This is a genomic window from Nguyenibacter sp. L1 (assembly GCF_035199985.1).
GTDB classification, from domain to species: Bacteria; Pseudomonadota; Alphaproteobacteria; order Acetobacterales; family Acetobacteraceae; genus Gluconacetobacter; species Gluconacetobacter vanlangensis.
In genome coordinates, this window is the sequence record NZ_CP127015.1 from 2,139,857 (window position 1) to 2,162,500 (window position 22,644).

A 22,644-nucleotide genomic window follows, 5' to 3' on the forward strand; every position below is an offset into this window, starting at 1 on the left:
CCCTACCCGCACCCATGGGGCATGGACCTCAAGGACGTCATGGCGGCCAATCTGCGGCGCATCCGCCATGACCGCGATCTGACGCAGGAAGAGCTTGCCGAGATGACCGGTCTCAGCGCCCGCTATATCGGCTCGATCGAGCGCGCGCGTGTTTCGGCTAGTGTCACCATTCTCGGCAAGATCGCTATGGCTCTCAATGTAGAGCCTGGTGAGTTGCTGGACGTTCGTGCAAGACGGTGAGAAGCGGCTCGCGTTTCGGTGCTTGGCACGAGAGTCACACCACATTACGATTGCACGTTACAGAGCGGCACAACGACTTCGGGAGCCAATGGCACAGGCAGTGCATATCAATCCAGGGATGATGACCTGGGCGCGGGAGACCGCGGGGCTATCCCTTGAGGAGGCAGCCGAGAAGCTTGCCCTGAAGAATAGCGCAAAGCAGACGGCCGCTGACAAACTGCGCTCGATCGAACATGGCGAACGTCCTCTGACCGACTCGCTGCTCCAGAAAGCCGTTACAGCCTACCGTCGTCCGCTCGTGTCGTTTTATCTGCCTGCCCCGCCACAACGCGGTGAACGTGGAGAGGATTTCCGCACCGTCTCCGGAACCAGAGGATCAGCTCGTGAGAATGCGCTGCTCGATACTCTGGTAAGAGATGTCAAAGCCCGGCAACAGATGCTGCGAGAGGTGCTGGAAGACGAAGACGAAGGTCTACCTCTTCCCATCGTCGGTTCGGCTACCATGAAGCAGGGCACGCAAGCCGTCGTCTCTGCCATCCGGGCCGCGCTGGCTATCACCCCAGGGGAACAAAAGGCTGCCAGGGACTCTGTCGCGCTGTTCACGCTGCTTCGTGCAGCGGCCGAAAAGATCGGTATTTACATCCTGCTTCTGGGCGACCTGGGTTCGCATCATTCGGATATCGGCGAAGACGTATTCCGTGGCTTCGCCCTGGCCGATGACGTCGCGCCTTTTGTCGTCATCAATGACAACGATGCAGCTCCTGCACGCGCCTTTACCCTGATGCATGAACTGGCGCATATCTGGATTGGTGCAAGCGGCATCAGCGGTCCCCTTGGATGGACATCCGAGAATGCGATCGAGCGATTTTGCAATAAGGTTGCAGGAGAGTTCCTGCTACCGAATGAAGCTGACGCGCAACTCCCTGATCTAGATGAAGCCGATGCTGAAACGGTCATTGCGGCAACCGCGCGTATTGCCGAGACCTGGAACGTAAGTCAGGCCGTGGTAACCTATCGCCTTGTCAGCATGCGCAAGATTTCCAGCGAAGTTGCGGCGGCGGTGTTCCTGATTTTTGCCGCACGATGGCGTGACCAGAAGAAGCGTCCGTCGACACCTGATGGCGGCGGCCCGAGCTACTACATGATTCGACGACATCGCCTGGGAAACAGCCTTCTGAATGTGGTGCGTCGCGCGCTACAGGGCGAAATTCTGACTCATACCAGAGCCGCCAAAATTCTTGGCGTGAGACCTACGTCCGTGGATCTTCTTCTGCAAGAACGAAGCCACGCCGCATGAATCTCTATCTCCTTGATGCAAATGTCCTGATCCGCGCGCACGAAGACTACTATCCGGTCGACAGAATTCCCCAATTCTGGGAATGGTTGCTCGTAATGGCAGAGCGAAACAGGATTAAGACGCCTCGAGAAATCTATGATGAAGTCGCCCCTTCTAACGGTCTATTAGCTGAATGGCTAAGGCAACAGACCGTCAAGGATGCTCTCGTCCTTAAAGAGACCTCGGATCTTGCAACTGTGCAGCGTGTAGTGGCACAGGGCTATGCTCCCGACCTGAACGATGTGGAACTGGAACAAATTGGGCGCGACCCGTTTTTGGTTGCCGCCGCTATCATGAAACCCAACCGCGTTGTCGTCACGAAGGAAAATTCCAAACCGAGCGTAACTCGGTCGAAAAGAAAAATTCCTGACATCTGCACCACATTCGGTGTGCGTTGCATTAACGATTTCGTACTTTACCGAGAACTGAAATTCTCGATCAAGTAGATCGATTGCGGTCAGCAGTTACATCTGGAAATCCGGGTCATAACCCAATCCCTCTCGCACGCTCCAACTGCCAGTCCATCGTCCCGGCCCGCATGACGCCGGAAATCTCCTGCCCGATGCGGCGGTCGATCACCGGCCTCCAGGGCACCAGCACGAATTCCTGCGCGTTCTCGACCAGAGCGTAGGTTCCACTCGCCAGCCGGACCTTTTCCTTCAGCGTGCCGCGCATTTTCTCCCCCTCCGCCATGGCGCGGTACGACGTCCCGCGTGATGCCCCCATCTCCTGGCCGACACGGTCCAGTTCCCGCCGTTCCAGCGTCGCCAGCAACCCCTTGCGGTAACGGACCTTCCCCTCTTTGTCCCGCCAGGCGTCCCCCCGTTCGACCAGCCTCTCCTGCCGCCGCTGTCGCGCCGCGATTACCTCATGGCCGAACCCGGCATCCACCACGTTCGACGCCTCGCGCGCCACCAGCCCGCGATCCAGCCAGGTCGCGCCATCGGCGGTGACCTGGGCGTCGAGATCGAGGTTGGAGAGAACCCGAACGGACAGCCGGCGCGCGCGGGCCATATCGTAGGCGGCCGCACAGTCGAGATAATCGGCTGGGATTTGCCACACGCCGTCCTCGATCCGCGCTGCAATGCCGGCGCGGCGCAAGGCTTCCAGGCGGCGCACATGGGAGGCGACATAGGCGTCCGCATCGCCACCCGGAATGCGCGGCATAGCCTGCGCACGGGCGAGATGGACGTCAGCACGATAGACGCCGCCCTGCCCCGCGACCGCCACGATCTCCCGGTCCGCCGACCGGGGGCCGACGACCTCCGGGCCGACCGCGACGATGCTGCCGGTGCGCATGCCCTCCAGCGCGGCCGGATCGATCCCGGTCACATGGTGCGTGCGCCCATCCACGCCGTCGATGACCAGGCCGATCGCCTCGCCCAGTTCGTCGGCCAGATGGCGGTCGATCAGGCGCCCCTCCACCGTCACGCGCGAGGCCGCGTCATGGAAGACGAACAGGCCAGGATCGGAGGCGCGGCCCTGCTCGCGCATCGCCCGGTTCATGGCGCGGATGATGTCGCCGCGCTCGCCGAGTTCCCTCAGCGTTTTCTCTGTCTCCGGCGCAAGCTGCCAGACGCCCGGCTCGGCCTGGTTGGCGAGGCCCATCCGCTCCAGCTTGGTGAGCCGCCGCAGGCGCAGAACATGATCGCCGCCCTGGTCGCCGCGCATGTCGATCGGGCCATCTTCCGCCAACGCGAGCAACTGCCGGTCGATCCGGGTGAAACGGTCCTGCTCGACCATGGCCTCCAGCTTGCGCCGCTGTTCCAGGACCGTCTCGGGGCCGAGTTCCAGCGTCACCAGTTCGCTCGCCCGCTCGCGCACGCCCTGGGTGATATAGTCGCCATTGATCACCAGATCGTCACCCTGTTCGTCGCGGCCGTTGATGACGATATGGACGTGCGGGTGGCCGGTGTTGAAATGGTTCACCGCCAGCCAGTCCAGCTTCGTGCCGAGGTCGGCTTCCATCCGGGTCATCAGATCCCGCGTGAAGGCGGTCAAATCCTGCATCTGCTCGGCATCCTCAGGCGAGACGATGAAGCGGAACTGATGCCGGTCATCGTGCCCGCGTTCGAGGAAGGCGTCGCCATCGGCGCGATCGACCTCCGGGCCATAGAGCTCCCCCCGTGCGCCCTCGCGTGAGGTGCCGTCGCGCTGGATGTACTTCAAATGGGCACGCGCCCTGCCGTCGCGGCCGGGCGTGCGGATCATGCGCGACTTGACGATGACGCGGCGACTGCCGGGATTCTGATGGGTCCAGCCCGCGATGTGACGCGCCCGCACGAAGGCCGCGCCGCGTCCCTTCCGGACGCCGGATCGACCGCCGCGACGTGGGGCGGCACCGCCGGGACCACCAGGCGTATTCGGGCCAGACGCAGCATGATTTCGAAACGGCCGCGAGCTGCCCGACCGCCGCACGGTTGCGCGCATCCACGACAGGAAACTCCGGGTCTTTCCCACGCCCTTGCCACGGATGCGACCGGGCCGGACCTGGAAGCGTGTGTCGTCGTCAGAAGACATGGCCGACACCGCAATTCACCGCTGTTTTCCGCACAGTGCCGTGCGGAAGCGCGGAATACGGCCAGTTTCCGAAAAACAGGCGCACTCCACGCGAAAAATCGACAGTGCCGCAATGCAAGACCCCAACCCCATGTGCAGACAGACAAAACCGCAGGTTCGGGCCGGACGGAGTGCCGCGCCCTTTAATCTTGCCGTTGCCCCTTCTCCTTCTCCCCCGTCCTGTGCTCATGGTTTCATGACTCCTGTCCGCACGTCGCCACCCTGCTCCGGCGCGCCGCGGAAGACGAAGAAATCGGGGCGCCGGAAACCATCGCGGGCCGCGAAAAATTCGGCCGGAAAGGGATGAGGAGATACGGCCCTTTGCGACACGGAAACTGCAACCGGCATGAACGATTCCGAAGCCGCTTTTGCTCCGACAAAAAGCGATCCCGCCCTCCAATCCGCGAAGATTTTCAAGACCAATTCCGAAGGAAAAGACGCCGGGTTTTCGATCAGGGTCCGAACGTGCGCGACATAGGAAACCGTCTCGCCGGGCAACGGACGACCAGTCGCCAGATGTTCGTCATAGCGGGCGGGACCGGCATTGTAGGCGGCGAGGAAACCCGCATCGCCATAGCGGTCGCGCAGCCATCGCAGATAGGCTGTCCCGGCCACGATATTATCATGCGGATCGAAGGGATCGGCACCCAGGTTGAGATCGTGCCGGAGTACCCGCCAGGTGTCGGGCATAAGCTGCATCAGCCCCATGGCGCCGACACCCGAAATCGCGCCACGGTCGCCCCCGCTCTCGGCGGTGATGACAGCCCGAACCCATGCGGGCGGGATCGCATTCCGCTCCGCCGCCTGACGCACGAAACCATCGAAATCCTGTGCGCGGACAACGGCCGGGAAGAGCATGAGCACGCTGCCGATAAGAGAACGGCGCTTCATGGCGACCGCCCCTGTCCGTCCTTCTGCTTCTGGCGGGGTGAGCGTGGCGCAGACGATGACGTACTGTCTCCGGGCAACAGAAATTTCCGCTGCCATACGCGCCATGCATCCGTGACAGCGCCAGTGCCGGGAAACAGATCGTCCAGTTCATCTTCGGGACGCGCGCCGAGCATCTCGAACAGCCAATGACAGACGGCTTGCGGCTTCGCGCCTGTCAGCCCGCGCCGCAGCGTGATGCTTTCCTGGATCCAATCACGCATCACGAGGCGGTGGCTGACGACGGGCTTGCGCACGGGTTTGACGATCACCGGCTCCCACGCATAAGCCACCGGCACGTTGCGCTTGAAGGCGGCAAAGCCCTTCACCCAGGCCATCCAGCGCGCCCCCGTTGTCGCGACCAGCGGTGCCAGCACGGCGAAGGACTCCGGCGTCGCACCGGCATGGAGAGCCCAGCCGTCATAGTCGCGTTCCAAACGTTCGATCAGCATGACATGATCGACCTCGCCAGCATAATCGGGCTGGTGGCGATAGAGATGCGCGCAGCCGATATAGGGCGGGTCGGCATAGCCGATCCGAAGCGGCCGGGCGGTCATTCCCGACCTCCCGGACGTTTTGCGGGACGGTTCCAGACCAGTTGCCATTCGCTCTTGCCGCGCCCGGTCTGGAACAGCGTGGCGCGGATCGGCTGCATGAAAACGGGATCGTCCAGGGCGACGGAGATATACTCGCCAGCCCGTTCGCCGATCCGTTTCCAGCCCGCCCCGACCTCCGGTCCGCTGTCGTTGTCCCCGAGATGGATGCGATAATCCGGCGCGTGTTCGGCGCCGCTGGTCTCCGCCGGCACGAAGGTCAGTTCCGCGTCGAGGGAGAGCGTGCGCAGTCGGCCGGCAAAGCCGCCGGCAACGCGCGTGAAGAAGCCGATCTGGGTCATCTCAACGTCCTTTCGCAGAGAGAGAGAAGGAAGGTCCGACGGCACCTTCCGGCCCGGACGGCAGCCAGAGCGGCGTCGCCCGCCCGATGACGGCCGAGACGGGAAGCGGACCGAAATACCGCCCGTCAAGGCTGCGCGGCTCGGCCGGGTTCATGACGAAGACCTGGCCGGGATCGAGACGCCGGCAGCCCTGCCAGACGGGCAGCGCACGGCCGCGATGATCGACAGGTTTCGCGTCACCGGCGGGCGTTCCGTCGATTATGACCTGCGGGCCGAACCGGCAGACGATCAGCCCCGCAATCGCGGCCACCGGCTTGAGCAACGGAACGCCGAGCGGCAGGTAGCCGCGCCGGGCCAGCAGCATCGCCGGGACGTCCGGCAGCCGCAGGGCGACGATGTCTCCGACCCGCGGCGCGGGATCGGGACGCAGCCGATACAGGCCGACCGGAACGCTCGCCGTGGCGTTCCAGACCAGGCGCGGGACGGGGTGGACCGCCATTGAGGCGCCGACGCCAAGCACGGCGAAATAGGTGGCGAAGAACCAGCCGCGCCGGGTCATGACGCTTCCCTCCGGCGCAGCCAGGCCGAATGGCGTTCCGGCGTGTAGGGTCGCGGTTCCTGGCGGGCCGTCAGACGGTGATGGAGATGCCGCCAGTGATCGGGACAGGCGATGGCCGGGTCGATGCCCAGCGCCTCGACGCCGTCGATGGCCTCCAACACCCGGCGCACCTTCGGCCAGCCGCTCTGGCGCAGCAGGCTCTCGCCGCCGGGACGCACGAAGGGCACGGTCTGGCAGGCTTCCTGAGCCCCGACCGCGCGCACGATGTCGATACAGGACACCACGGTTCCGAAATCGTTCGCGGCCCACCGGATGAAGGCGAACACGCTGTCCGGCGCGAAGCTCATCAGCCGGCGCCGCCGGTCGAGGATCCGGTCCTCGGCTGGATGGCCGAAGCGGACCCAATGCTCGATGCGCTTTTCGATCCAGGTCAGTTCGACGGTGGTGAGCGCATGGTCCGTCGGCCGAAAAGAACCGGCAGTCATGGGACACCGGCCCCGCGATCCGCGACCGCTTCCTGAGCCTTTTTTCGCTTGTCTCCGCGACCGGAAATGCGGTGCGCGAAAAACCGCAATTCCCTACATCTATCAAGACTCTTTAAGTTATGTACTAAGTTTCGACTGTCGGATTCCGTTATGTGACAAGGCGTTGCATGGGGGTTTTCAGAACGATCCAACGGTATGCCGTCGCGTAATCCAACGGTACTGTCCACATTTATTGCAACGGGACGCCGCACAGGCTTGTCCACAGGTCCGGTGGATTGTGCCGTTGCTTCAATCCGCAGATATTCCACGCCGCGAGAAACGAACACCGCGAAACGGTAGCGCGGGAAGGCCGTATTTCCGGCGATTTTTCTGATCGCCGACGCGAAATCGCCCCGTTGCATCAGGCTCCCGGATTTCGAATACAGGAACGCCGTCTCGAACAGCCACTGCCCCCTCTGCCGACCGACATGCTTGCGGGCGATCCGGTACAGCCAGCGTTCGACGCCGCCGCGCAGACGGAAATAAGCCGGATCGACGGTGAGCACGCGCGTCGGCTCGGTGATGGTATCGAGAAACCATTCCGGCAGCGTCAGCGCGACGCCACCGTCGTTGGAGACGCGCACGTCACTGACCCAGGTGAACGGCTTCTCCTGCCAATTCGGGCCATTACGGATTGTCGTCGTCACCGTAGTCGCCGCCAGGCGGGCCAGCGCGCCGTGGAAGCGCCGGTACTGGTGCGCGCCGTCCGCCCAGCCGAGATCGGCGAATAACCGCCAGGGCGTGAAGCGCACATGGCGCGATACCCAGAGACCGTGGTTGAGGGCGTCGACGATCTGGCCCGCCAGCCAGATCAGCACGTCGGCGTCCCAGATGGTCGCCATGCCGACAGTTTCATTCGGGATGACATTCACCTCGGTGTAGCCCGCTCGGTAATGGATGGGCGTGTGCCGGGGAATTTTACCGAGGGCGAAGAATGGCCGCTCCATGAGGTCGCGCAGATCGCGCGGGCGGGCGGGACCGCTGATCACGAAGCGGCGGTCGGGCTCCTTCCAGCTTTCCTCGCCGCGCATCAGAGGCTCTCCCGCTCTTCCGGGGTGAGCGGCCGGGCCGGAAAGACCCGGCTGGACGTCTTGTCCGAGGGCGAGCGGCGCGCGCCCTCGGCGGTCCAGGCCATCATGTCCTCGACGGCGTAGAGCACCCGGCCCCCGACCTTCCGGTAGAGCGGGCCGGTGCCGTAGGTGCGATGCTTTTCCAGCGTGCGGACCGCGATTCCGAGGAACCGGGCGGCCTCGCGGACACGCATCAGACGTGGCGTTTCCGTCATGACAAAATCTCCCTCTCTTGACGCGCCGGATCGGGACATCGGCGCGCATGGAGAGAGGCTGCTGGACAATCGGCGGCCCGGGGATGGACGTTTTTGTCGCTGACAAAAACGTCCATGGAACAAAACGGACATCCGTCCGTTTCGCCAGCCGAAGACCGCCGCTTGCCGCATCGGCATGAAAATCCCTTCCGGCAGCGGGGCTTTTCTGCTCCGCTGCCGGAAGGCAATGCGTGGAGACGCGACGCGATGGCAGGCGATGGGGAAATGCCGTGTTCAGACGCGGCGGGACAGCGGATAGCCCATGAGGTCGCGATAGCCACCCGCGATCATGCGGTTCGCCAGCCTTTCGAGGCGGCGGAACTGAGCCCGTACCGGCAGGTCGGGCCAGTCGGCGGACCGGGCAACCGGCTGGCCGAGCAGCAATTCGGCGATGACGCGTTCGCCGACGCCAGCGGCGCGGGCGTCGGCCACGCGCAGCGCGAGGATATGGCGGTCGAGGGACTGCCGGGACATTCTGTGCCACGGGCCGGGATCGGACAGGCCGGCGAGCACGCGCCAGAAGCGGATGGTCTCATGCGCGCGCAACGGAGTGAAACGGTCATAGGCGTGGTCGAAGGCGTAGTGGCGCTGTCCGGGCCAGTGTCGTTCCATCCAGAGCTGCCAGGTGATGCCGCCGCAGACGCAGGAGACGTAGATCCCATCGGGCGTTTCGATAAGACGCACCTCCGACAGGGCATGGATGTCCAGGCGGCGCGGCGTCAGGGTCTGACCCGGCGCGAGCGGCCGGATGGTCAGCACCGTCGGCAGGACCAGGCGCGACCACAGCGCGGTCAGGGCGCCGAACGGCTGGTCAGGAGCGGCGGCGAAATCGTGGCCCCCAGCGGCGGGCGAATGCCGCCTGCCGTGGGTCGTCGGGCGCCAATTCGGATAATGCCCGTTGCTCGTCGCGGTAGCACCGATTGCGCCGCAGATATTCCCAGCCGAGTTCGGCCGGCGTTGCGTCGCGCAGATGCTGGTACTGCGCCTGGACTCGCCAGTCTGCTCCGGGCATGACGCCCTCCCCCGTTTGTATTGGTATGAGAACGGGCGGCACCGCCTGCCCGGACGGTCAGTATCCGAGGCGGTCGATCCCGAGGGGAAGCCCAGTTTTGAAGATCACCCGATCTCCGGGGCGGATCGGTCCGCGTCCGGTGTCGCACCGGCGGCGCCAAAGCCCCTCCCGGTTAAGGGAGGGGCGTCGGGGCACTCAGTCCCCGTTGCGGCTGCGCGGGCGGCTCCAGACCAGGTTGAAGGCGCCGTTCTCGTCCTCGAAGAGGCTGGCGAAGATCGGACCAGGAAGCGTCGGGTCATCCAGCTTCACGCTGAGATACTCGCGCCAGTCCGTGGTGTGCTTGATCCACCCAGCGCCTGCCTCAAGTTTTCCGATCTGCACGCGGAAGTTGGGGACATTGTCGCTGCCCCGGTTGGTTTCCGGCACCAGGCGGACGTTGCGGATCTTCTGCGTCAGGGTGACGATCTCGCCCTCGTAGCCCTCGCCGACCTTCTTGAACGAACCGATGATCATTGTCGTGTCTCCGTTGCTGTATCGGGCCGCGACCACCGTGGCTCGATGGCCATCGTCAGCCCGGAGACGACCGGCGGCGCACCCCGCAGGGGCCAGAGCATCGCGAAGGACGGCGACACGGAACTTTCTTGCTCCGCGCGGAATGACGGCGCAGCCGGCAGGGGAAGAAAGTTGCGGGACGCTGTTGCGCCATAGCCGGGCGAGGTGAAGCCGGTCTTCGGGCAGATCGGCCATATCGAGAGGCCATGGTGTGCGGCACCGTCAGCCCTGTGGAGAGACAGATCAGTCCGTCGTGTTCCGTGACAGGGGCGCGAGTTGTCGGGGGAGCCTGCTGCCTGCCGCAAGATGCATCGGATGGTATCCGCCGCCAGAACGCGGCGTCAGGCGACACCATGTTTCCGGCATCGTTGGACTGCGAGACAGGAGGGTAATGCCGCAGTGTCCGCCGCATCGGCAGGGATGGCCGTTCGTTCCAGTGCCTGCTCTGGAGTCCGCCATGCCGTCCGGTCGCGTTCGTGCAGCCGGCCTCGAAGTGGAGAAAGCCTCTCGCCCTACTGATCCGAAGCCGCGTTCATGCCTGCGATACGGACTGAGCTCGCCGCGCTGGCCTTTCTGGCCTTGGTCGAGGGGTTCCACCCGGCGACCCGTTGATCATGCGGGCTGGATGACGCAAAGCCGCGTCCACGCCACCCCGCCCACGCACAGCGCGCCGAACGTCGCAAAGAGGTATCCGGGAACGACGCCCATATCGCCCATGCCACAAAATCCCAGCGTCGTGCCGAACCCAGCCAACGCGGCCGGTAGGGCGAGCAGCAGTGACACCGAGACCCGGAGGGCTGGATCGCGCGAAGAAGCCAGGACCGCCTGGCCGAGCGCCAGCATCATGATTCCGGCGGCGATGCCCGCGAGGACGGAATGGGCACCGGACAGCACACCATGGTCGTAGAGCATGGTGCAGACCATCGCCGCCACGAACAGCGGCGCTGCATAGACCGCGCAAAGAAACAGCAGCCAGCACAGAAAACCGATACTGGCAAAGCCGAGGACAATACCAAGACCGAGCAGCATGAACCATATCCTTTCCGCGAATGGGAACATGTCACACATGCCGTTACGTTTCGAGATCAGGACAGCGCGCGGAGCGCGCCGGACCATGATCGAAGCGCCGCCCATCGGCGCCTTCTGCTCGCGCCGCAGACGCGGTGCGTTGTCCTGGCAGCGTTGCGTTTCACGGCGTGGAAAAAGCTCTCATCCCGGCCACACCATCCGCGAGCCGGCTCCGCCGGCGAGCGCCGCACGCGCCGGATTGCGGCGCGTGCCCGTCGTCGATCCATCGGGACCGGCGCGATTTTCTGCCCGCTCGACCGTCCGGTGAGGTGAAGAAGGGAGGGACGGCTTACGCCGCCACCCTCGCCGTCCCGTGCCAGGCCAGTCGACGGGTTGCCGTCGCGGCGTGGTCCGGGTCCAGTTCCATCCCCAGCCAGTCGCGGCCAAGATGCTGCGCCGCCACCAGGGACGAACCGGAGCCGACAAACGGGTCCATGACCAGTCCGCCCTTCGGGCAGAAGGCTTCCACCAGGGGAAGGAGTGCTGCCACCGGCTTCTGGGTCGGGTGCAGTTTGTTGCCCGAATACGGCATATCGATCACGTCCGGGATAGGGCTTGCCGGGGGTGTGACGTTTCCCTTGGCCAGCAGATAGGCGCTTTCGTGTTCATACCGAAGAAAGCGGGAAGATGATGAATAAGACTTGCGAAAGACGATATGACCGACCATGCGAAACCCGGCCGCCTTCCAGGCATCGGCGAACAGGTCGATGCGGTTCCATCCGTAAAAGCTGACAGCGAACCCACCCCATTTCAGGACACGGTGCATCTGGTTGAACGCAGGCCGGAGCCAATGGGCGTTGTCGTCGTTGCGAACCTTCCGCCCGTCCCTGCCCTGATAGTTCACCAGGTAGGGCGGGTCTGTCAGGATGAAATCCACCGAATTGCGCGGCATCCCCCGCATGAGCTGCACGCTGTCGCCATTGAGGATGGTGTTACGGAAATCGGTCGCCGTGGTGCTGCTGCCGGTCATGGTCTTTACCCTTTGTTCCGCGAGGAACAGCCCCCGCTGTTCCTCTGCCTCGCGGCGAGCAGCGGGGTAGCAACGGCAAGGACGGCCGGGCCGGAGGGGTTTCGCCCAATCTGCACGGAGCACAGCGCAGGAAGATTGGGGATACCGGCCCGGACGGCGCCAAAGGCGCGCATCCTTGCCGGCGCGAGGGCGGAGCCATTAGCTTTTTTCTTCTGTAGATCGATCGTCAGGTCGCAATCGGGATTGCCCGGCAGGAGAAGCTATCTCATTCTGGCGAAGTCATTAACCGTCCCGAAAGTACTGGTATCATCATGAGCGTCACCAACCTGATTAAGCAGATCGCCGTAGCAGGTGACCGCCCCAAAGTCGGAAATTTCCTTGTCATCACTGGCAGCCTAGGCGAATTCAGGCAGATTGATGGACTCCATGCTGAAGACTGGCTGACGGGTGTCGCAAAAGGCCGGAACTAGGACCGATCTCGCAGGAGCATGAGATCGGTCCTTGACGGGCGAGAGATCGCGGCATGCCACCCGCCAACAGACGTCACGTTGCTGGACTTTGGTGAGGGCAGCTTTGGCGGGTAAGCCGAATGTCCGGTCTGGAGTTGGATTTCAAAACGATTGACCTTTGATGAGGCTCGGGACAGTCTGTCTTTCTCGTTATTTTTTTCGCTGTATCGGCCGCGGCACTGAACTTATGTCCGGTTAAGGAAATCTATGATCTTCCTAACCGTGTCGCTATCGTTCGGCGGAAAACGTCCATCATTGCCTCTAAGTGTCATGTGTCCACAAGCGTCGGGCTGTTCACTAGCAATAGGATTTATATTGACCACGCGCCGTCGATCACCGTGCAACCTCGAATGCTCGACCAGCCATGAATTAACGTGTTCATCGCCCCCACCGTAGCCCGCGACAATCACCCTTGAGCACAGTTGGGCCGTATTAATGAAGGCGTTATAGTAATAGCCAAATGGTACACAAGCCCGCGTCATCCAACGGTCTTTGCCGCCGCCCGCAATGATTGGAGAAGGTTGTTCAATGCCTTGTGATGGATGGAGCGTTACTGGAAGACCATACTTCGCACTACTACTCCGAACAATTTCCCCTTTCGGTGAAGGGACAGGACTGAAGGGCGGGAAGGTAAATCTTACACTTCCGTGTAAGTGAAGAAGAACGGTCGATTCTTGCATGGAGCGCTGAGGAAAACCGTCATAATCAAACTCGCCATTATGGTTGTGCTGAGCAGGTACGAAACCATCATACCACTCGCCAGAACGATCTATCAGGTCGTCGTAGTTGAGTGTAACGACTGTAAGATCGAAATATGCTCGCAGGTTATCGAAAAAGCTTTTCAGTCTCTCCGGCGAGGATGAATGTGTGCGCTCTATGACGAAATTCTTGATTTTGCCAATTAGTTGGAGACGCAACTCCGTAAAGGGCGCATCGCCACTGGAAGTAAAATCCGGCATCCAGTCGGTGAATGCTGCCAGGTAACCGCCCTTATTTGCCAAATTCGTGGGATATTTTTTTCGACGGCTAAATTCATCTAATTCTTCAAGTGCGGCCAAAACGGCCTCAAAATTGAAGTGCCTAGCCGTTCGTTGTTCCTTCAAAAGTCTGACGACCGAAGAAATGGTGCTGTCCTCCATTTTGAATATAAGATCATCAATATCCTGTGTTGAAGGTGCGTTAGCATGAAGCGTTGAACCCGCACCAAGGATCACGAGAACGCGAGGCCGTGTAATAGATTTTTCCATGTTACTCGCGACGATCCTTTGTGCCTATACTGGTGTTCTCTGTAAAGGAGAGAAAGCCTTTGCGGATAATACTATATATAACTGTGGATCGGTCTCATGAGGCAAGCCTAAACCACAACCGGATGGCTTTGGTGAGGCGCCAGCGCTTCTCATAGCCGAATGACGGCTTACGGATTGTTCTCGTGAGTCACTCTATGTCCGAAAAGAGGCGAAAGCCGACATAATCATCCATCGCCTCCGGTTGGCAGCCAGGGATGCAACCATTCCCGCAGCTTCGACCACCGCCGCCTTCCCCCCTGGTTCCTGACGGCAATGCCCAACGCCTTCTTCTGCCCGACCAGCACGACAAGCTTCCGGCCGCGGGTGACGCCGGTATAGAGCAGGTTCCGAGCCAGCATGGCGTAATGCTGCGTCACCAGCGGGATCACTACTGCCGGATATTCCGATCCCTGGCTCTTATGGATCGTGGTGGCGTAGGCCAGCACCAGTTCGTCCAGTTCCCCGAAGCCGTAGACGATCTCCCGGCCATCGAACGAGACCGTCAGTTCGCCCTCTTCCATATCGATCGCGGTGATAACGCCGAGATCACCGTTGAAAACGTCCCGGTCGTAATCGTTAGCGATCTGCATCACCTTATCACCGGGGCCGTAGGTCCAGCCAAATCGCTCGACCTTCACCTCGCCGGGTGGATTGAGCGCCTGCTGCAATTCGACGTTCAGCGACCGCGCGCCCAGCCCACCCCGATTCATCGGACAGAGGACCTGCACGTCGCGAATCGGATCCAGCCCGAACCGCGCCGGAATGCGGTCCTTCACCACCGCCAGCAGCTTGCGCAGCCCGATCTCCGGTTCCGCCGCCTCGACGAAGTAAAAATCCGACCCTTCCTCCGCGCTCAACTCCGGCATTTTTCCTTCGTTGATCCGGTGCGCGTTGGTGATGATCCGGCTCTGCGCTGCCTGGCGGAACACCTCCGTCAGCCGCACCACCGGCACAGCATCGGAGCCGATGATGTCGGCCAGCACCTGTCCCGGCCCGACCGACGGCAACTGGTCCACGTCCCCCACGATCAGCAGCGCCCCACTGTCGGGCAACGCGCGCAGCAGGGAGCGCATCAGCAGCACGTCCACCATGCTGGCCTCGTCCACGACCAGAAGATCGCAGGTCAGCGGGTTGGTGTCGTCCCGCTTGAAACTCCCCGTGGCCGGATCTGTCTCCAACAGGCGATGGATCGTCTTGCCCTCCAGCCCCGTACTTTCCGACAGACGCTTCGCCGCCCGGCCGGTCGGCGCACAAAGCTGCACGTCGGTGCCCTTCGCGGTCACGATCTTCAGGATGGCGTTGACCAGCGTGGTCTTGCCCACCCCGGGACCGCCGGTGATCACCAGCACCTTGCTGCGCAGGGCAAGACGCACCGCCACCTGCTGGCTGGGGGCCAGGGCAAGCCCGGTCTTCTTCTCCACCCAGGCGAGCGCCTTCTCCGCCTCGATCTCCGGCCAGGGTGGACGGCCGACGGCACAGGCACGAAGCCGCTCGGCGATGCCCTGCTCGGCGCGATAGAGACCAGTCAGGAAGATGCATCCCGTCTCGCCCACGCTGTCAGCCGTCACGTCGCCCGCTTCCAGCTCCAGCGAAAGGGCCGTCTCGATCAGCGGTACGGCGACTTCGAGCAGTTCGGCGGTGCTTGTCAACAACTCCCCGACCGGCAAGCCGCAATGCCCCTCGTCCATCGCCTCGCCAAGGGCATAGGAAATCCCGGCCCGTACCCGGATCATGGCGTCCGGCGCGATGCCCATCTTCCGGGCGATCTGGTCCGCGGTCTTGAACCCGATCCCGCGAATATCCTTCGCCAGCCGGTACGGGTTCTCGCTGATCAGCTTGACCGCGTCCTGCCCGTAGGTCTTGAAGATCCGCACCGCCCGCGAGGTGCCGACGCCGTTGCTGTGCAGGAACAGCATGATCTCGCGGATCACCTTCTGGTCCGCCCAGCCCGCCACGATTCGTTCAGCGCGCTTCGGACCGATCCCCGTCACCTCCCGCAGGCGGCTTGGCTCCTGTTCGATCAGGTCGAACACCGCTTCGCCGAACGCCTTCACCAGCTTCTTGGCATAGACGGGACCGATGCCCCGGATCATGCCGGAGCCGAGATAGCGCTCGATGCCCTCGACCGTGGTAGGGGGACTGCCCTTGAGGAACTCCGACTTGAACTGTAGCCCGTGGGTATGGTCGTTGAACCAGCGGCCGGACATCTGCACGAACTCGCCCGCCGCGATCATCGCGGCATGCCCGACCACGGTGACCAGATCGCGCTGGCCCCGCACCTTCACCCGCAGGACACAGAAGCCGTTCTCGGCGTTATGGAACGTCACCCGCTCCACCAGACCGGCCAGGGCCTCGGTCGACGGAGAGGACGCCGCACCGCTCATCGCGCCGGGTTGCCGAGTGGAGAGGAAGCTGAGACAGACATACGGTGACCCTAACAGATCCGCTTCCAGCCTGCGCCCTATGGTGTCGGCGGCACTGGATCCGGCCGCAGCGGCGCCTGATCGAAGAATTGCGCCGAACCGGCCGGGGCGCACATATGCCGACCGAAGGCCTGCCGCAACGCGCCACCTGGAAGATCAAGCACGGCGGTGGCTGGCGAGATGCAATGGTGACCGTCATAGACATCACCCGAGACCCAATGCAGTCGCGCCGTCAGTTCCGCGTCGGGCATCACCTGAACCGACGACAGGACCGGCCCGGGATGCATCCCGGGCGGCGCACGGCGAACCGCGTCCACCGCGTGACCATCGGCGTCCTCGAAATGCAGGTGCGGCAGAGCCCGAACCTGGCACGGCGCAATGCCGATATTCCGCAGCACCAGCAGCGTGCCGCTCTGCGACATACCGTTGAACGCGCCCCCTTCATCATCGAAGCCGAGCGAAAGCTGTGAAACCGTGCACTTGGAGTACGGCACCGGCGCGGCTTGAGCCATCGAAGCAGACAGGCCGCCTGCGACGAATAGCCCGGCACAAAGCGACAGAACCGCAAACCGCACGCGTGGCGCGTCCACCATGTCGTCAGCGCTCCCTATCGTTTGCCGTGCTGACAGCCTAAAAATAGCACGTCATCTAAGCCAAGCTTGCGGCAGACCGCCACCATCACCGAAAGGAATCCGCACTGTCCCGTGCCAGCCGCCTGCTCGATCTGCTGCAAGCTCTGCGTCGCCGCCGTCATCCCGTCACGGCCGGCACGCTCGCGGCTGAACTGGGCGTCTCCGTGCGCACGGCCTATCGCGACATCGCGACATTGACCGCGCAGGGCGCCGCGATCGAAGGGGAGGCCGGCATCGGCTACATGCTCCGGCCCGGTTACCTGCTGCCGCCCCTGCGTTTCACCGAGGACGAGTTGGACGCATTGATCCTGGGCTTGCGCCTCGTACGCCAGCGTGGCGATGAAGATCTGGAGCACGCGGCGGCCAATGTGCTTGCCAAGATTTCCGCTGTCCTGCCCGATACGCATGAGAATGTAGTCGAAACCAGCGGCATGCTCGCCGGACCGGCGGGCCGGAACGAGATGCCCTGTCTCGCCGTCATCCGGCAGGCGATGCGCGACGAGACGAAATTGCATCTGCGTTACACGGACAAGAAGGGGATCGCGACCGAGCGCGTGGTCTGGCCCGTTGCGATCGGCTTTTTCGAAGCCGCCGAGGTGCTGGCCGCATGGTGTGAGAAGCGCGACGATTTCCGGCATTTCCGGCTGGACCGCATCGCGGCCGTCACCTCCGGGAGCGAGCGTTATCCGAGACGGCGGCGTATCCTGCTCGCCGAATGGCGCACGCTCACGGGGATCGACACTCCCTACTGACAGAAACTGTCACGCGCGCCTGATAGGCAGAAGCCGTTCCAACCATCAGGAGATCGGCTCATGTTCCGCTCAGCCTCCACCATTCTCTACGTTGAGGATCCCGTGACCAGTGCGCGCTTCTATCATGCACTGCTCGGTGTCGCTCCGATCCAGCAGTCACCTGGCTTCGTGCTCTTCCCGCTGCCCGGCGGGGCCAATCTCGGTCTGTGGCGACGTGATGACGTCACGCCGGCGGGCCGGGATGGTGAACTCACCCTCACGACGGATGATCCCGATGCGGTCCATGCGCTCTGGGCTGAACGCGGATGCAGGATCATCCAGCCCCCAACGGATATGGGCTTCGGTCGCAATGTCCTGATCACTGACCCGGACGGCCATCGGCTCCGCGCCTTCCGACCATCCGGACAATAAGCGGAGGCTGGCGGGCGTGCCCATGGCATGTCCGCCGCCGCAACATTTCCGACCCGACCGATTGATTACGCAAAGACCGCCTTACGCCGCACGGCATGATTTACACTCTTCCTTATAGAGAAAGCTCTTTGCCAATGTCTCCGGAGTTATTCGGAGGCCCCCCAATGGGTATTGGCAGACAGGACAAGCCAGTCCGGATCGAGGTCATCCTGCCCGACAATGACACCGAGACGCCCCACATGACGGACGCCAGCGTGCTGCGCCTGGCGCGTCTGATCGGCCGCCAGATGGCCCGCGAGGACCATGAGCGCCAGAAGCGTAGCCGGCGCCGCCGTCAATCCGTTCCCGGACAGAAATCGTGATTATCGTATTGTCGAATTGACTACCGCCCGGAGGGCGGAGCCAGGGTAACCTCTTTCGCCTTCCCCTGCCGAGAGACCGCCCTGGAGTCCCGCCATGATCCGTGTCGCGCTCTATGCCCGCTATTCCTCCGACAATCAGAGGGCCGCCTCGATCGAGGACCAGTTCCGCATCTGCCGCGAGCATGCGAAACGCGAGAAATGGAAGGTCGCCAGCGCCTACAAGGATGCGGGCATTTCCGGAGCATCGATGATCCTGCGCCCCGGCATCCAGACGCTCCTGCAGGACGCGCAACGCGGCGAGTTCACCGTCGTGCTGGCCGAGGCGCTGGACCGCATCAGCCGCGACCAGGCCGACGTGGCAACCCTGTTCAAGCACCTGAAATTCGCGGGGGTGACGATCGTCACCCTGGCGGAAGGCGAGATCAGCGAACTGCATGTCGGCCTCAAGGGCACGATGAATGCCCTGTTCCTGAAAGACCTGGCGCAGAAGACACACCGGGGCATTCGGGGGCGCGTCGAGGACGGCAAGTCCGGTGGCGGCCTGTGCTACGGCTACAAGGTCATCAAGAAACTGGACGCGCGGGGCGATCCGATCCGGGGTGACCGGGAGATCGACCCGAACGAAGCCAATGTGGTCCGTCGGATCTTCAAGGACTTCGCGGCCGGTATCGGCCCTCGCTCGATCGCGCGCACGCTCAACGACGAAGGTATCCCCGGTCCGAACGGCAAGCTGTGGATCGACACCACGATCCGGGGTCATGTCCAGCGTGGCACGGGGATCATCAACAACGAGCTTTACGTGGGCCGTCTCGTCTGGAACCGGCTCCGCTATATCAAGGATCCCTCGACCGGGAAGCGCGTCTCGCGGCTGAACCCGGAATCCGCCTGGATCACGACCGAAGTACCGGAGTTGCGCATCGTCGATGACGCGCTCTGGCAGGCGGTCCGCGAGCGCCAGACGAAGATCGCGGCGCAATATGTCAACGTCATCGCAGCGGTCAGGACATCGGCCGTGAACCGGATGAACGGCATGCGCCGCCCGAAATCCCTATTCTCGGGGATGATCTTCTGCGGCGTCTGCGGCGGCACCTACTCGCTCCGTGAAAAGGACCGCTATGCCTGCTCGAACCGGATCGCGAACCGCTCCTGCCATAACAAGGCGACGATCCTGCGCCCCGAGCTTGAGGAGCGCGTGCTGGCCGGCCTCAAGCACAAGCTGATGACACCCGAAGCCGCCGCTGCGGCCATGAAGGCCTATGCCGAGGAAACCAACCGGCTGAACCATGAACGCCGTGCCAACAGCGCCGGATGGAAGGTCGAGTTGGCGAAGGTCGAGAAGGGTATCGCGGGGATTATGACAGCGATCACCGATGGGATGTATCAGCCCTCGATGAAGGCCCTCATGCAGACGCTGGAAGACCGCAAGGTCGAACTTGAGGCGTTGCTCTCGTCCGAACTGGAAGAGACGCTGGACATTCACCCGAACGTCGCGGTCGTCTTCAGGAAAAAGGTTGAGCGCCTGACCGAGAGCCTCAATCAGCCAGAGGACCGGGCCGAGGCATCAGAGGCCGTCCGCGCGCTGGTGGAGAAGATCGTTCTCTCACCCGGCGACAAGCGTGGCGAGATCTTCGCGACGCTCTATGGCGAGCTTGGAACGCTGCTCAGATTCGTGAACCAGAAGGACACGAAAGCAGGCAAGTCCTTGAAAGGACTTGCGAAAACATCAATGTGGGAATCGGTGGTTGCGGGGGCAGGATTTGAACCTGCGGCCTTCAGGTTATGAGCCTGACGAGCTACCGGGCTGCTCCACCCCGCGGTGGTGTAGGTGGATTGGAAGACCTGGCGGCGACCGACTTTCCCGCGTCTTGAGACGCAGTATCATAGGCGCTGGGGCATTTCACGGCCGAGTTCGGGATGGGATCGGGTGGAGCTATCCCCGCCATGGCCACCAGGTCGTCCAGTCCACCCTGATGGGGTGTAGTGGGCGTGAGAGGTTGGTGCTGAGGTGTGTGTATTGAGTGTTGAGTGGATGATTGCTGTGCATGTGTGTTGCCTGCGTTTAAGCGGGCTGTGTGAGTGAGCCTATTGGGCGATTAGGACCAGTTAGCTGCACGCATTACTGCGCTTTCACATCTGGCCTATCGACGTGATGGTCTATCACGGCCCTCGGGGAGACCTGGTTTTGAGGTGGGTTTCTCGCTTAGATGCTTTCAGCGATTATCCCGTCCAGACTTAGCTACCCGGCTGTGCCGCTGGCGCGACAACCGGTGCACCAGAGGTCTGTTCATCCCGGTCCTCTCGTACTAGGGACAAATCCTCTCAAGTCTCCAACACCCACGGCAGATAGGGACCGAACTGTCTCACGACGTTCTAAACCCAGCTCACGTACCACTTTAATCGGCGAACAGCCGAACCCTTGGGACCTGCTCCAGCCCCAGGATGTGATGAGCCGACATCGAGGTGCCAAACCTCCCCGTCGATGTGGACTCTTGGGGGAGATCAGCCTGTTATCCCTAGAGTACCTTTTATCCGTTGAGCGATGGCCCTTCCACGCGGGACCACCGGATCACTATGGCCGACTTTCGTCTCTGATCGAGCTGTCACTCTCACAGTCAGGCGGGCTTATGCCATTGCACTCAACAGTCGATGTCCGACCGACCTGAGCCCACCATCGCGCGCCTCCGTTACACTTTGGGAGGCGACCGCCCCAGTCAAACTGCCCACCATGCAGGGTCCCGGACCAGGCTTACTGGTCTCGGTTAGACATCAGAAACAGTCAGGGTGGTATTTCAAGGATGGCTCCACCGGAACTGGCGCCCCGGGTTCTAAGCCTCCCACCTATCCTACACAGAATGTCTCTGATGCCACTGCAAAGCTGCAGTAAAGGTTCATAGGGTCTTTCCGTCTGACCGCGGGTACCCCGCATCTTCACGGGGAATTCAATTTCGCTGAGCCGATGCTGGAGACAGCGGGGAAGTCGTTACGCCATTCGTGCAGGTCGGAACTTACCCGACAAGGAATTTCGCTACCTTAGGACCGTTATAGTTACGGCCGCCGTTTACCGGGGCTTCAATTCAGTGCTTGCACACCTCCTCTTAACCTTCCGGCACCGGGCAGGCGTCAGGCCGTATACGTCGTCTCTCGACTTCGCACAGCCCTGTGTTTTTACTAAACAGTCGCTACCCCCTGGTCTGTGCCACCCACAAATGGTTGCCCAATCATGGGTCTCGCTTATCCCGAAGTTACGCGAGCAATTTGCCTAGTTCCTTCAGCATCGTTCTCTCAAGCGCCTTGGTATGCTCTACCAGTCCACCTGTGTCGGTTTCGGGTACGGTCTATTCGCTAGAGCTATTTCCTGGAATGCTCCAAAAGCCAGCCCAATCCGTTAAGGACTGACAACATATCGCATTCGTCACTTCTAGCAGGCCCAGGAATATTCACCTGGTTTCCATCGACTACGGCTTTCGCCCTCGCCTTAGGGGCCGGCTCACCCTGCGCGGATTAACCTTGCGCAGGAACCCTTGGACTTTCGGCGACAGTGTTTCTCGCACTGTTTGTCGCTACTCATGTCAGCATTCGCACTTCCGATATCTCCAGAGAGGGTCACCCCGTCTCCTTCTCAGACCTACGGAACGCTCCGCTACCGCGCATACAAAGTATGCACCCACAGCTTCGGCACGTGGCTTGAGCCCCGTTACATTTTCGGCGCAGGGTTTCTATTAGACCAGTGAGCTATTACGCTTTCTTTAAAGGATGGCTGCTTCTAAGCCAACCTCCTGGTTGTTTTGGAATCCCCACATCCTTTCCCACTTAGCCACGATTTGGGGGCCTTAGCTGGTGGTCTGGGCTGTTTCCCTCTCGACGATGGACCTTAGCACCCACCGTCTGTCTGCCAGGCTAAACTTCCGGGTATTCGGAGTTTGGTTAGGTTTGGTAAGGCTTTGGGCCCCCCTAGCCCATCCAGTGCTCTACCCCCCGGGGTCAACACCTGACGATCTACCTCAATAGATTTCGCGGAGAACCAGCTATCTCCGAGTTTGATTGGCCTTTCACCCCTAGCCACAGCTCATCCCCGACTTTTTCAACAGGCGTGGGTTCGGCCCTCCAGTGCGTGTTACCGCACCTTCAGCCTGGCCATGGCTAGATCACTCGGTTTCGGGTCTTCTGCCAGCAACTCAGCGCCCTATTCAGACTCGCTTTCGCTACGCCTACACCTATCGGCTTAAGCTCGCTGCAAACAGAAACTCGCTGACCCATTATACAAAAGGTACGCCGTCACCCCATAAGAGGCTCCGACTGCTTG

General features: G+C 62.1%; 24 protein-coding genes, 1 tRNA gene and 2 rRNA genes (1 of these 27 running past the window's edge). 8 read left to right on the top strand and 19 right to left on the bottom strand.

Going from position 1 to position 22,644, the window contains the following annotated elements:
- Positions 1-21 precede the first annotated feature (21 nt).
- The 3 genes from QN315_RS09620 to QN315_RS09630 all read left to right on the top strand — a co-directional run bounded on the left by QN315_RS09620 (position 22) and on the right by QN315_RS09630 (position 2,022).
- A complete protein-coding gene (locus QN315_RS09620; protein WP_323993254.1) occupies positions 22-240 on the top strand; it encodes a helix-turn-helix transcriptional regulator in 219 nt (72 codons plus the stop codon).
- A gap of 88 nt (positions 241-328) precedes the next feature.
- The gene (locus tag QN315_RS09625) at positions 329-1,537 is read left to right on the top strand and encodes an XRE family transcriptional regulator (RefSeq protein WP_323993255.1); all 1,209 of its coding nucleotides are present in this window, start codon (positions 329-331) and stop codon (positions 1,535-1,537) included.
- A complete protein-coding gene (locus QN315_RS09630) occupies positions 1,534-2,022 on the top strand; it encodes a DUF4411 family protein (RefSeq protein ID WP_323993256.1) in 489 nt (162 codons plus the stop codon). Before QN315_RS09625 ends, QN315_RS09630 begins: the two co-directional genes overlap by 4 nt.
- A gap of 37 nt (positions 2,023-2,059) precedes the next feature.
- On the opposite strand, the gene QN315_RS09635 is transcribed toward QN315_RS09630, so the two are convergent.
- The 13 genes from QN315_RS09635 to QN315_RS09695 all read right to left on the bottom strand — a co-directional run bounded on the left by QN315_RS09635 (position 2,060) and on the right by QN315_RS09695 (position 11,966).
- Complete coding sequence (locus tag QN315_RS09635; protein WP_323993257.1) at positions 2,060-3,859, bottom strand: DUF3363 domain-containing protein; 1,800 nt, start codon at positions 3,857-3,859, stop codon at positions 2,060-2,062.
- Between the two features lie 462 nt (positions 3,860-4,321).
- On the bottom strand, positions 4,322-5,026 hold the full coding sequence (locus QN315_RS09640) for a lytic transglycosylase domain-containing protein (protein WP_323993258.1): 705 nt from the start codon (positions 5,024-5,026) through the stop codon (positions 4,322-4,324).
- Positions 5,023-5,619 (bottom strand): hypothetical protein, encoded by a 597-nt coding sequence (locus QN315_RS09645; protein ID WP_246387741.1) that lies wholly within the window; start codon positions 5,617-5,619, stop codon positions 5,023-5,025. Before QN315_RS09645 ends, QN315_RS09640 begins: the two co-directional genes overlap by 4 nt.
- Positions 5,616-5,957 carry a DUF736 domain-containing protein gene (locus tag QN315_RS09650; RefSeq protein ID WP_323993259.1) on the bottom strand — a complete coding sequence of 114 codons (342 nt, stop codon included), beginning with the start codon at positions 5,955-5,957 and terminating at the stop codon, positions 5,616-5,618. The genes QN315_RS09645 and QN315_RS09650 overlap by 4 nt, the downstream gene beginning before the upstream one ends.
- Position 5,958: 1 nt before the next feature.
- On the bottom strand, positions 5,959-6,516 hold the full coding sequence (locus tag QN315_RS09655; RefSeq protein ID WP_323993260.1) for a S26 family signal peptidase: 558 nt from the start codon (positions 6,514-6,516) through the stop codon (positions 5,959-5,961).
- On the bottom strand, positions 6,513-7,001 hold the full coding sequence (locus QN315_RS09660; protein WP_323993261.1) for a DUF2840 domain-containing protein: 489 nt from the start codon (positions 6,999-7,001) through the stop codon (positions 6,513-6,515). The genes QN315_RS09655 and QN315_RS09660 overlap by 4 nt, the downstream gene beginning before the upstream one ends.
- The gene (locus QN315_RS09665; protein ID WP_323993262.1) at positions 6,998-8,071 is read right to left on the bottom strand and encodes a replication initiator protein A; all 1,074 of its coding nucleotides are present in this window, start codon (positions 8,069-8,071) and stop codon (positions 6,998-7,000) included. The genes QN315_RS09660 and QN315_RS09665 overlap by 4 nt, the downstream gene beginning before the upstream one ends.
- Complete coding sequence (locus tag QN315_RS09670; RefSeq protein ID WP_182997995.1) at positions 8,071-8,325, bottom strand: AlpA family transcriptional regulator; 255 nt, start codon at positions 8,323-8,325, stop codon at positions 8,071-8,073. The genes QN315_RS09665 and QN315_RS09670 overlap by 1 nt, the downstream gene beginning before the upstream one ends.
- A 273-nt stretch (positions 8,326-8,598) precedes the next feature.
- Positions 8,599-9,123 (bottom strand): DUF2285 domain-containing protein, encoded by a 525-nt coding sequence (locus QN315_RS09675; protein WP_323989069.1) that lies wholly within the window; start codon positions 9,121-9,123, stop codon positions 8,599-8,601.
- Positions 9,124-9,175: 52 nt separating this feature from the next.
- The gene (locus QN315_RS09680) at positions 9,176-9,376 is read right to left on the bottom strand and encodes a transcriptional regulator domain-containing protein (protein WP_323989070.1); all 201 of its coding nucleotides are present in this window, start codon (positions 9,374-9,376) and stop codon (positions 9,176-9,178) included.
- 195 nt (positions 9,377-9,571) lie between these two features.
- On the bottom strand, positions 9,572-9,889 hold the full coding sequence (locus tag QN315_RS09685) for a DUF736 domain-containing protein (RefSeq protein ID WP_323989071.1): 318 nt from the start codon (positions 9,887-9,889) through the stop codon (positions 9,572-9,574).
- A gap of 651 nt (positions 9,890-10,540) precedes the next feature.
- Complete coding sequence (locus tag QN315_RS09690; protein WP_323989072.1) at positions 10,541-10,957, bottom strand: hypothetical protein; 417 nt, start codon at positions 10,955-10,957, stop codon at positions 10,541-10,543.
- 328 nt (positions 10,958-11,285) lie between these two features.
- Positions 11,286-11,966, bottom strand: coding sequence for a DNA methyltransferase (locus QN315_RS09695; RefSeq protein ID WP_323989073.1), 681 nt, complete (start codon positions 11,964-11,966; stop codon positions 11,286-11,288).
- A 311-nt stretch (positions 11,967-12,277) separates the two neighbouring features.
- Here QN315_RS09695 and QN315_RS09700 point away from each other — a divergent pair, with 311 nt between their 5' ends.
- Entirely contained in the window at positions 12,278-12,436 is a 159-nt protein-coding gene (locus QN315_RS09700) for a hypothetical protein (RefSeq protein ID WP_323989074.1), read from the top strand.
- 224 nt (positions 12,437-12,660) lie between these two features.
- Here QN315_RS09700 and QN315_RS09705 read toward each other — a convergent pair whose 3' ends face one another.
- From QN315_RS09705 to QN315_RS09715, 3 genes are all read right to left on the bottom strand, one after another.
- Entirely contained in the window at positions 12,661-13,722 is a 1,062-nt protein-coding gene (locus QN315_RS09705; RefSeq protein ID WP_323989075.1) for an SIR2 family protein, read from the bottom strand.
- Between the two features lie 224 nt (positions 13,723-13,946).
- Positions 13,947-16,145 carry an ATP-dependent RecD-like DNA helicase gene (locus QN315_RS09710; protein WP_323989076.1) on the bottom strand — a complete coding sequence of 733 codons (2,199 nt, stop codon included), beginning with the start codon at positions 16,143-16,145 and terminating at the stop codon, positions 13,947-13,949.
- A 77-nt stretch (positions 16,146-16,222) separates the two neighbouring features.
- Positions 16,223-16,777 carry a DUF4232 domain-containing protein gene (locus tag QN315_RS09715; protein WP_323989077.1) on the bottom strand — a complete coding sequence of 185 codons (555 nt, stop codon included), beginning with the start codon at positions 16,775-16,777 and terminating at the stop codon, positions 16,223-16,225.
- A gap of 122 nt (positions 16,778-16,899) precedes the next feature.
- Here QN315_RS09715 and QN315_RS09720 point away from each other — a divergent pair, with 122 nt between their 5' ends.
- From QN315_RS09720 to QN315_RS09735, 4 genes are all read left to right on the top strand, one after another.
- Complete coding sequence (locus QN315_RS09720) at positions 16,900-17,568, top strand: helix-turn-helix transcriptional regulator (RefSeq protein WP_408904626.1); 669 nt, start codon at positions 16,900-16,902, stop codon at positions 17,566-17,568.
- A gap of 60 nt (positions 17,569-17,628) precedes the next feature.
- Complete coding sequence (locus tag QN315_RS09725) at positions 17,629-17,979, top strand: VOC family protein (RefSeq protein WP_323989078.1); 351 nt, start codon at positions 17,629-17,631, stop codon at positions 17,977-17,979.
- Between the two features lie 164 nt (positions 17,980-18,143).
- A complete protein-coding gene (locus tag QN315_RS09730) occupies positions 18,144-18,341 on the top strand; it encodes a hypothetical protein (protein ID WP_323989080.1) in 198 nt (65 codons plus the stop codon).
- A 94-nt stretch (positions 18,342-18,435) separates the two neighbouring features.
- Positions 18,436-20,124, top strand: coding sequence for a recombinase family protein (locus tag QN315_RS09735; RefSeq protein WP_323993358.1), 1,689 nt, complete (start codon positions 18,436-18,438; stop codon positions 20,122-20,124).
- Here the strand turns inward: QN315_RS09735 and QN315_RS09740 are convergent.
- The 3 genes from QN315_RS09740 to QN315_RS09750 form a co-directional block, all read right to left on the bottom strand.
- A tRNA-Met gene (locus QN315_RS09740) sits at positions 20,081-20,157 on the bottom strand. The genes QN315_RS09735 and QN315_RS09740 overlap by 44 nt on opposite strands.
- A 21-nt stretch (positions 20,158-20,178) precedes the next feature.
- Positions 20,179-20,294, bottom strand: a 5S ribosomal RNA gene (gene rrf, locus QN315_RS09745).
- A gap of 119 nt (positions 20,295-20,413) precedes the next feature.
- A 23S ribosomal RNA gene (locus tag QN315_RS09750) occupies positions 20,414-22,644 on the bottom strand (it continues 510 nt past the right edge of the window).